At 70.9% G+C, this 9,413-nt stretch carries 7 protein-coding genes; 4 read left to right on the top strand and 3 right to left on the bottom strand.

From position 1 onward, the window contains the following. Nucleotides 1-132 precede the first annotated feature (132 nt). Nucleotides 133-732 (bottom strand): biotin transporter BioY, encoded by a 600-nt coding sequence (locus ACWD4A_RS22200; RefSeq protein ID WP_451196401.1) that lies wholly within the window; start codon nt 730-732, stop codon nt 133-135. Between the two features lie 310 nt (nt 733-1,042). Between ACWD4A_RS22200 and ACWD4A_RS22195 the strand changes: the two genes are divergently transcribed. The 3 genes from ACWD4A_RS22195 to ACWD4A_RS22185 all read left to right on the top strand — a co-directional run bounded on the left by ACWD4A_RS22195 (nt 1,043) and on the right by ACWD4A_RS22185 (nt 4,901). Further along, a complete protein-coding gene (locus ACWD4A_RS22195; RefSeq protein ID WP_451196398.1) occupies nt 1,043-2,437 on the top strand; it encodes an amino acid permease in 1,395 nt (464 codons plus the stop codon). A 222-nt stretch (nt 2,438-2,659) separates the two neighbouring features. After that, complete coding sequence (locus ACWD4A_RS22190; RefSeq protein ID WP_451196395.1) at nt 2,660-4,093, top strand: amino acid permease; 1,434 nt, start codon at nt 2,660-2,662, stop codon at nt 4,091-4,093. A 166-nt stretch (nt 4,094-4,259) separates the two neighbouring features. After that, nucleotides 4,260-4,901, top strand: a complete 642-nt coding sequence (locus ACWD4A_RS22185; protein WP_451196393.1) for a superoxide dismutase — start codon at nt 4,260-4,262, stop codon at nt 4,899-4,901. A 294-nt stretch (nt 4,902-5,195) separates the two neighbouring features. On the opposite strand, the gene ACWD4A_RS22180 is transcribed toward ACWD4A_RS22185, so the two are convergent. Continuing rightward, nucleotides 5,196-5,822, bottom strand: coding sequence for a hypothetical protein (locus tag ACWD4A_RS22180; RefSeq protein ID WP_451196390.1), 627 nt, complete (start codon nt 5,820-5,822; stop codon nt 5,196-5,198). Between the two features lie 162 nt (nt 5,823-5,984). Beyond that, on the bottom strand, nt 5,985-6,629 hold the full coding sequence (locus ACWD4A_RS22175; RefSeq protein ID WP_451196388.1) for a DsbA family oxidoreductase: 645 nt from the start codon (nt 6,627-6,629) through the stop codon (nt 5,985-5,987). 114 nt (nt 6,630-6,743) lie between these two features. Between ACWD4A_RS22175 and pepN the strand changes: the two genes are divergently transcribed. Further along, on the top strand, nt 6,744-9,368 hold the full coding sequence (pepN, locus tag ACWD4A_RS22170; protein WP_451196385.1) for an aminopeptidase N: 2,625 nt from the start codon (nt 6,744-6,746) through the stop codon (nt 9,366-9,368). Nucleotides 9,369-9,413: the final 45 nt, after the last annotated feature.

Raw genomic sequence — 9,413 nt, 5'->3', positions numbered from 1 at the left:
GTGGCGTAAGGGTGAGGCTCTGGGCGGAGGCCGTGAGCGCTCCGTGCGTTCGCGGGCCCTGACATGTCTCAGGGGCGCGGGCCCGGCCCGTACGTATACCCGTACGTATATACCCGTACGTATATAGAGGGCTCAGCCGCGGCGGCCCAGCAGCTTCCACGCCGTGGGGAGGACGCCCATGGCCAGGGCCGCCTTGAGCGCGTCGCCGATCAGGAACGGCGTCAGGCCCGCGGCGATCGCGTCGGCCGCCGGGAGGTGGGCGTACAGCGCCAGGTAGGGGACGCCGACCGCGTAGACGATCGCGGAGCCCAGGACCATGGCGCCCGCGGTGCGCGGCACCGAGCGGTCCGCGCCGCGGCGGGCCAGGGCGCCGACGACGGTGGCGGCCAGCATCATGCCGAGGACGTAGCCGAAGGAGGCGAAGCCCGCGCCGGACCGGCCCTCGGCGAACCACGGCACTCCGGCCAGGCCGGCGAGGGCGTAGAGGGCGAGGGAGAGGAAGCCGCGGCGAGCGCCGAGCGCGGTGCCGGTGAGCAGGACCGCGAAGGTCTGGCCGCTGACCGGGACCGGCGAGCCCGGGACCGGCACGGCGATCTGGGCGGCGACGCCGGTCAGCGCCGCGCCGCCGAGGATCAGGGCGGCGTCGCGGACGCGGGCGCGCCCCGCGGTGGAGGCGGGGAGCAGATCGGCGAGGACCGTACCGGTCCGGGTTACTGGGGCAGCGGTGGCCATCGGTACTCCGCGGGGCGAAAGGGAAGATCAAGGGAAGATCAGGGGACGCGTCGACGGTAATCGAGGGCTTCCGCGCGGGCACCGGCCGACGGCGACAAAGGCGGACCGCCCCGCTTTGGAGAGTTCCGAGCGGCGTCGTCCCGGGTCGGCGCTGCTAAGGGCGCACGCCCGCGCGGACCGTTCCCGTCGCGCGAGTGATGCTCGTCACGACGGACCGGCGAAGCTTGGCGTCTGCCGCTCCCTCGGGAGAGTGTGGAAGACCTTCGCATCCTTTTTGCGCCCATCGCACAGATCCGAGAGTACGAGCGCCATGCATGACGCACCGCCTGTCGCCGAGCCGCTGAGCGGCGAGAAGGAGCCCCTTTCCGCCGGGCTGAAGCAGCGGCATCTGACGATGCTGGGGCTGGGCGGGGTGATCGGGGCGGGGCTGTTCGTCGGCTCCGGCGGCGGGATCGCCGTCGCGGGTCCCGGGATCATCGTCTCGTATCTGATCGCGGGCGCGCTCGCGATGCTGGTGATGCGGATGCTCGGCGAGATGTCGTCGGCGATGCCCGCGTCGGGCGCCTTCTCGGTGCACGCGGAGCGGGCGCTGGGGCGGTGGGCCGGGTTCACGGTCGGCTGGCTCTACTGGTTCCTGCTGGTGGTCGTGCTCGCCGTGGAGGCGACGGGCGCCGCGCAGATCGCCAACGGCTGGCTGCCGTCGGTGCCGACGTGGTCCTGGGTGCTGCTGTTCATGGTGGTCTTCACGGCCGCCAACCTCGCCGCGGTGAAGAACTTCGGTGAGTTCGAGTTCTGGTTCGCGACGCTGAAGGTCGGCGCGATCGTCCTCTTCCTGGCGCTCGGCCTGCTGGCGGTCTTCGGGCTGCTGCCGGACACCCACGCGGTGGGCTTCACCAACCTCACCGGCCAGGGCGGCTTCCTGCCGAACGGCTGGAGCGGTGTCGTCTCCGGCGTGCTCGCCGTCGTGTTCGCCTTCGGCGGCCTGGAGGTCGTCACCATCGCCGCCGCCGAGTCGGACGACCCGGCGCGCGCGGTGGGCCGGGCGGTGCGCAGCGCGGTGTGGCGCATCCTCTTCTTCTACGTGGGCTCGATGCTCGTCATCGTCACCGTGCTGCCGTGGTCGTCGATCGTGCCCGGGAAGAGCCCGTACGTGGCGGTCCTGGACCATATCGGGGTGCCCGGGGCCGGGCAGATCATGAACATCGTGGTCTTCGTGGCGCTGCTGTCCGCGCTGAACGCCAACCTCTACGGGTCGTCCCGGATGGTCTTCTCGCTCGCCGAGCGGGGGGAGGCGCCGCGCTCCCTGCTGAAGGTGTCGGGCGGCGGGGTGCCGCGCCGGGCGGTCCTCGCCTCGGTGGTCTTCGGTTTCGCCTCGGTCATATTGAACCTGGAGTGGCCGGACTCGATCTTCCGGTACCTGCTGAACGCGGTCGGCGCGGTGCTGCTGTTCGTGTGGGGTCTGATCGCGGCCTCGCAGCTGCGGCTGCGGCGGCGGATCGAGCGGGAGGCACCGGAGCGGCTGACGCTGCGGATGTGGGCGTTCCCGTATCTGACGTGGGTCGCGCTGGCGGGGATGGGCGCCGTGCTCGTCCTGATGCTCACGGACGACGGCGCGCGGCCCCAACTGCTGTGGTCCGCCGGGGCGACGGGCCTGGTGCTGCTGGTCGCGGGCGTCCGCGAGCTCCGCCTGAGGCGACGCGCCTGACTGATGCGGTGAGTGACCGTCGGGTGACCGGGGAGGGCCGCGAACGGAGGCGTTTCGTCCGTTCCAGCCGCTATATAGGTTGCTTCAGCAGAGACCTGTCATGCACAGTCAGTGACATTGCCGTCTAGATATCGGACAGCAATGTCACAACTGTTGTCCTGAGCGAACATGGCCTCCACACTGAGGCAACTTTCCGCTCTCACCCCACGGGAATCACACGACATGACTCGGATACCTGAGACCTCCTCCGCGCCACCGCGCGATGACGGGGTCACCGCTCAGGCGCCGGGCGACAAGGATCTGTCGCACGGCCTCAAGCAGCGTCATCTGTCGATGATCGCCCTCGGCGGTGTGATCGGCGCGGGCCTCTTCGTGGGCTCGGGCGCGGGCATCGCGGCGGCCGGTCCGGGCATCGTGCTCGCCTACGCGGCCTCCGGGCTGCTGGTGATGCTCGTGATGCGGATGCTGGGCGAGATGGCCGCGGCCAACCCCGCCTCGGGCACCTTCTCGGTGCACGCCGAGCGGGCGATCGGCCCCTGGGCCGGGTTCACCGTGGGCTGGATGTTCTGGGTGGAACTGTGCGTGGGCATCGCCGTCGAGGCGATCGGCGCGGCCCACATCATGCAGTCGTGGTTCCCCTCCACACCCTCCTGGATGTGGGTCCTGATCTTCATGGCCGTCTTCTGCGGCACCAACCTGGCGGCGGTCAGCAACTTCGGCGAGTTCGAGTTCTGGTTCGCCGCGCTGAAGGTGGGCGCGATCGGCCTCTTCCTGGTGCTCGGCCTGCTGGCGATCTTCGGGTTGCTGCCGGGCACCTCGGCGCCGGGCGCCGACAACCTCACCGGCCACGGCGGCTTCCTGCCCAGCGGCCTCGACGGCCTCGCCGCGGGCCTGCTGGCCTCGGTCTTCGCCTACGGCGGGCTGGAGACGGTGACGATCGCGGCCGCCGAGTCCGAGCAGCCGGTCAAGGGCGTCGCGAAGGCCGTCCGCACGGCGATGTGGCGCATCGCCCTGTTCTACGTGGGCTCGATGCTGGTGGTCGTCACGCTGATCCCGTGGACCGACAAGTCGATCACCGAGACCGGCCCGTACGTCGCCGTCCTCGACCACCTCGACATCCCCGCGGCCGGACAGATCATGAACGTGATCGTGCTGATCGCGCTGCTCTCCGCGATGAACGCCAACATCTACGGCGCCTCCCGGATGTCGTACTCGCTCGTCCAGCGCGGCGAGGGTCCCCGCTTCCTCGGCAAGGTCAGCGGCGGGGTGCCGCGGATGACCGTGCTGGCCTCCTCCGCCTTCGGCTTCTTCGCGGTGCTGCTGAGCTACTGGTGGCCCGACACCGTCTTCAAGTGGCTGCTCTACATGACCGGCGCCGCCGTGCTGGTGGTGTGGGCCTTCATCGCCGTAACCCAGCTGCTGATGCGCCGCCGGCTGGAGCAGGAGGCACCGGAGAAGCTCGTGGTGCGCATGTGGTGGTTCCCGTACATCACGTTCGTGGCCCTCGCCGGGATCCTCGCCACCCTGGCCCTGATGCTGCGCGAGCAGGACACCCGGGTCCAGCTGTACGCCACCGCGGGTCTCACCGTGGCCCTCGCGGCCTTCGGCTACGCCCGGCAGCGGGCGCTGGCGCGCCGCCGCCCGGCCGGAAGCTGACGCTCCGCCAGCACCCTTGCGCACGAGGCGGGGTAGGTCCTGATCTTCAGGACCTACCCCGCCTCCGTCTTTGGACCGAAGCCCACCCCCATCACCGCTTTCTTCAGGCACTTGCTGATAGCGTCTACCTGCAAGTTAATTGCAATAAGCAGTCGGAGGGCTCGGCATGGCCATCTACACACTTCCTGAACTCCCCTACGATTACGCGGCGCTGCAGCCGGTCATCGATGCGAAGATCATCGAGCTGCACCACGACAAGCACCACGCCGCGTACGTCAAGGGCGCGAACGACACGCTGGAACAGCTCGCCGAGGCCCGTGACAAGGACCAGTGGGGCGCGGTCAACGGCCTGGAGAAGAACCTGGCCTTCCACCTCTCCGGCCACATCCTGCACAGCATCTACTGGCAGAACATGTCCGGCGACGGCGGCGGCGAGCCCCTGGACAAGGACGGCGTGGGCGAGCTGGCGGACGCCATCGCCGAGTCCTTCGGCTCCTTCGGGAAGTTCAAGGCGCAGCTGACCAAGGCGTCGGCGACCACGCAGGGCTCCGGCTGGGGCGTCCTCGCCTACGAGCCGCTCAGCGGCCGCCTCATCGTCGAGCAGGTCTACGACCACCAGGGCAACGTCGGCCAGGGCTCGGTCCCGATCCTGGTCTTCGACGCCTGGGAGCACGCCTTCTATCTCCAGTACAAGAACCAGAAGGTCGACTTCATCGAGGCCATGTGGCAGGTCGTCAACTGGCAGGACGTCGCCAAGCGGTACGCGGCCGCGAAGGGCCGCGACGACGTTCTTCTGCTGGCGCCGTAACCCTGCCCTGATACGTCCTGCTCGTGATCGTCTTCTCACCCTTCACGTGGCAGTGACGCGCCCCCGTGCGAGTGGTTCGCACGGGGGCGTTTCCCTTTCCGGGTGACCGGCCCGTTGCCGCCTGCGGCGGGGGCGGCCTGCGGCCGCGTCCTCAAACGCCGGACGGACTGGATTTGCGGACCGCGGTCCGCAAAACTTGCGGGCCGCAGATCAACCGGTCCGGCGATTGAGGACAACGCGGCGAAGCCATGTTGCGGGGTCCGGGGCGCAGCCCCGGGCAGGAGGGCGCCCCGGTCACGCGTGACCGAACGCCTCCCCCGTCACCGTGAACTCGCGGGCCAGGCCCGCCTCGTGGAGGCGGGCGAAAGCCGTGAAGGGCAGGCCGTACGCCGACTCGCCGCGGTCGAAGGTCCAGCTCCGGTGGACGGCGAAGCGGTAGTCGACGGCCGTTTCCCCGCCCGCGTCCACCCGCACCGTGCCCGTCAGCCGGTAGTCGACCCCGCGCAGCGCGAGCCACCAGTCCACGCTCCCCCGGCGGGCGATCGGCACACCCCGCCAGCCGCTGTCCGCCGGGTAGGCGGAGGGCGTACGGGGGCCGTTCCGCCACCGGACGAGTGCCTCCGCACGCCAGCGGTCCAGCTGCCCCTCCGCCGCGGACCGTACCCCCGGGAGGGCGAGCAGCTGCGCGGCGTCCACCCGGTAGGGAGCACCGTTGCCCCGCAGATAGTGCCGGAGCGTACCGGCCGTCTGCCGCAGCCCCAGTGCGCCCCAGATCGGGGGCAGGGCCCGGCAGACGGCCCGCATCAGCAGGTCGTACGGACGTACGGGGAGCTCCGCGAAGCGGGCGTGGCCGCCCGGCGGCTCGGTGTCCGCCCGGCCGCCCGCGCGGCCCAGCGGCCGGGAGAGGTCCGTCTTGCCCATACCCGGACATTAAGGGACCGGATCGGCCACCGCCCGTCGAACCGCGCGCATCGACCCGTCGGTCGAGGACCGTCAGTCGAAAATCGGCCCCTGCGTCCGCGTCCTCTTACTGCGCCCCCCGGGGGACAACCCCCGGACCCCCGGCCGGGCCCGGCGCTGCCGTCAGTCGAAAATCGGCCCCTGCGTCCGCGTCCTCTTGATCTCGTAGAAGCCCGGCGTCGAGGCGACCAGCAGGGTGCCGTCCCACAGTCTGGCCGCGGCCTCGCCCTTGGGGGCGGGGGTGACGACCGGGCCGAAGAAGGCGACCTCCTCGCCGTCCGCGCCCGGTACCGCGATGACCGGGGTGCCGACGTCCTCGCCGACCTTGTCGATGCCCTCCTTGTGCGAGGCGCGCAGTTCCTCGTCGTACGCGTCGGTGTACGCCGCGTACGCCAGCTCCACCGGAAGACCGGCCTCCGCCAGCGCGGCCTCGATCGTCGCGCGGTCGCGCGGCAGGCCCTGGTTGTGCAGACGGGTGCCGAGCGCCGTGTAGAGCGCGCCCAGCACCTCCGGGCCGTGCTTCTTCGCGGCGGCTATGCAGACCCGCACCGGGTGCCAGGAGGCACTGCCGGGGCGCATCGCCTCCGCGTACTCCGCCGGAAGCTCGTCGAGTTTGTTCTCGTTGAGGACGGCCAGGCTCATGACATGCCAGCGCACCTCGACCGGGCGGACCTTCTCGACCTCAAGCATCCAGCGGGAGGTCATCCAGGCCCAGGGGCAGATGGGGTCGAACCAGAAGTCCGCGACGGTCTTCTCGGGAGCGGTCACCTGAATCTCCTCTAGTGAGCTCTTTCGAGCTGATCAGTGGGGGTTTCAACAACACCGCCCGTGCCATGATTCCTGATGTTGTCCGAGATACGAGACGAAGCCGAGGGAGCCACCGTGCCCGGTGAGAATCTGACCCGTGAGGAGGCCCGCGACAGGGCCCGGCTGCTGGCGGTGGACGCCTACGACGTGGCGCTCGATCTGCGGTCCGCGGTGGGCGAGGGCCCGGAGCACCGCACCTTCCGTTCCGTGACCACGATCCGCTTCCGCTGCGCCGAGCCGGGGGCGGGCAGCTTCGCCGACCTCGTGGCGCCGTCGGTCACCTCCGTGACCCTCAACGGCGAGAAGCTGGACCCGTCGGCGGTCTTCGACGGCACGCGGATCGCGCTGCCGTCGCTCGCCGCGGAGAACGTCCTGGTCGTGGACGCCCAGTGCGCGTACAGCCGGACCGGCGAGGGCCTGCACCGCTTCGTCGACCCCGAGGACGGCGAGGTCTACCTCTACACGCAGTACGAACCCGCCGACGCCCGCCGGGTCTTCGCCAACTTCGAACAGCCCGACCTCAAGGCGCCGTTCACCTTCTCGGTGACCGCGCCCGCCGACTGGACCGTGCTCGGCAACGGGGCGGCGGACGGCGAGCCCGAGCCCGCCGGGGACTCCGCCGCCACCTGGCGCTTCGTGCCCACGAAGCCGATCTCCACCTACATCACGGCCGTGGTCGCCGGCCCGTACCACGTGGTCCGCGACCACTACAGCCGGACGTTCGATGGGGGTACCTCCCAGGCCGAAGGCTCTGGGGGAGGCCAGGTCCTGGAGATCCCGCTGGCCGCGCTGTGCCGCAAGGGGCTCGCCCGGTACTTCGACGCCGACGAGATCTTCACGGTCACCAAGCAGGGCCTGGACTTCTTCCACGACAACTTCGACTACCCGTACCCCTTCGGGAAGTACGACCAGGCGTTCGTGCCCGAGTACAACATCGGCGCGATGGAGAACCCGGGCTGTGTGACCTTCCGGGAGGAGTTCGTCTTCCGCGGCAAGGTGACCGACTCGTCGTACGAGCGGCGGGCCAACGTCATCCTGCACGAGATGGCGCACATGTGGTTCGGCGACCTGGTGACCATGGAGTGGTGGGACGACCTGTGGCTCAAGGAGTCGTTCGCCGACTTCATGGGCTCGTTCTCGCAGGTCGAGGCGACGCGTTACGAGAACGCCTGGATCACCTTCGCCAACCAGCGCAAGTCCTGGGCGTACCGCGCCGACCAGCTGCCGTCCACCCACCCGGTCACGGCCGACATCCGTGACCTGGAGGACGCCAAGCTCAACTTCGACGGCATCACCTACGCCAAGGGCGCCTCGGTCCTCAAGCAGCTCGTCGCCTACGTGGGGCGCGACGCGTTCCTGGAGGGCGCCCGCCGCTACTTCAAGCGCAACGCCTACGGCAACACCCGGCTGGAGGACCTGCTGTCCGTGCTGGAGGAGACCTCGGGCCGGGACATGGCCGGCTGGTCCCGCTCCTGGCTGCAGACGGCGGGCGTCAACTCCCTTACGCCGCAGGTCACCTGTGACGCGGCCGACCGGATCACGGAGCTCGCGGTCCTCCAGGAGGCCGCGGAGCCGCACCCCGAGCTGCGCCCGCACCGGGTGGCGGTCGGCCTCTACCACCGCCGGGAGGCCGACGGCGCGCTCGTCCGCTACGCCCGCGCCGAGGTGGACGTCTCCGGTCCGCGCACGGTCGTGTCCGAACTGGCGGGCGCCGAGCGGCCGGAGCTCGTCCTGGTCAACGACGACGACCTCACCTACTGCAAGATCCGCTTCGACGAGGGCTCGCTGGCGACCCTCCGCAAGCACCTGGGCGAGCTCACCGATCCGCTCGCGCGCGCCCTGTGCTGGTCGGCGCTGTGGAACCTCACGCGGGACGGGCTGATGCCCGCCCGTGACTTCGTGGACCTCGTGGAGCGCTTCGCCGGGGCGGAGACCGAGGTCGGCGTGCTGCAGATGCTGCAGAGCTGGGCGCAGAGCGCCCTGGTGCACTACGCGGCCCCCGACTGGCGCGAGCGGGGCGGCCGGTCGCTCGCCGGGAGCGCGCTGCGCGAGCTGCGGCTCGCCGAGCCGGGCAGCGGCCACCAGCTCGCGTGGGCGCGCTTCTTCGCACAGCTCGCCGGTGACGGGGCCGACCTCCAGCTGCTGCGCGGGCTGCTGGACGGGGCCGCGAGGATCGACGGGCTGGAGGTCGACCAGGAGCTGCGCTGGGACTTCCTGGGCACGCTCGCCGCCCGGGGCGCGGCCGACGAGGCGGCGATCGCCGCCGAGCTCGCCCGCGACAACACCGCGTCCGGCAAGCGGCACCAGGTGCGCTGCCTGGCGGCCCGGCCGTCCGCCGAGGTCAAGGCGGAGGCGTGGGCCGCGGTCGTGGACTCCGACGCCCTCTCCAACGCGCTCGCCGAGGCGACCATCGCGGGCTGGAACCAGCCGTCGCAGCGGTCGCTGCTGACCCCTTACGCGGAGCGGTACTTCGCTTCGATCGAGCGGGTCTGGCAGGAGCGGTCGATCGAGATCGGCATGGCCGTCGTCCGCGGGCTCTTCCCCCTCCTCCAGGGGGACCGGCGGACGCTGGACGCGACGGACGCGTGGCTCTCCTCGCACGGGGCGGCTGCGCCGGCGCTGCGGCGACTGGTGCTCGAGGCCCGCGACGACCTCGCCCGCGCGCTGCGGGCGCAGGCGTGTGACGTCGCCGCTGGCTGACGTTCCGGGGTGCGGGTCCGTTGCCGCCTGCGGCGGGGGCGGCCT

It is taken from the genome of Streptomyces sp. NPDC002537 (genome assembly GCF_053594975.1).
The sequence above is the reverse complement of the archived record's forward strand: the minus strand, read 5'-3'. Positions and strand labels throughout refer to the sequence as shown.

What these genes read in the sequence shown, in the direction of transcription:
- ACWD4A_RS22180 (WP_451196390.1), bottom strand. Translation starts at nt 5,822, where the DNA reads ATGGGCAAGACGGACCTCTCCCGGCCGCTGGGCCGCGCGGGCGGCCGG.
- ACWD4A_RS22195 (WP_451196398.1), top strand. Translation starts at nt 1,043, where the DNA reads ATGCATGACGCACCGCCTGTCGCCGAGCCGCTGAGCGGCGAGAAGGAG.
- ACWD4A_RS22185 (WP_451196393.1), top strand. Translation starts at nt 4,260, where the DNA reads ATGGCCATCTACACACTTCCTGAACTCCCCTACGATTACGCGGCGCTG.
- ACWD4A_RS22190 (WP_451196395.1), top strand. Translation starts at nt 2,660, where the DNA reads ATGACTCGGATACCTGAGACCTCCTCCGCGCCACCGCGCGATGACGGG.
- ACWD4A_RS22200 (WP_451196401.1), bottom strand. Translation starts at nt 732, where the DNA reads ATGGCCACCGCTGCCCCAGTAACCCGGACCGGTACGGTCCTCGCCGAT.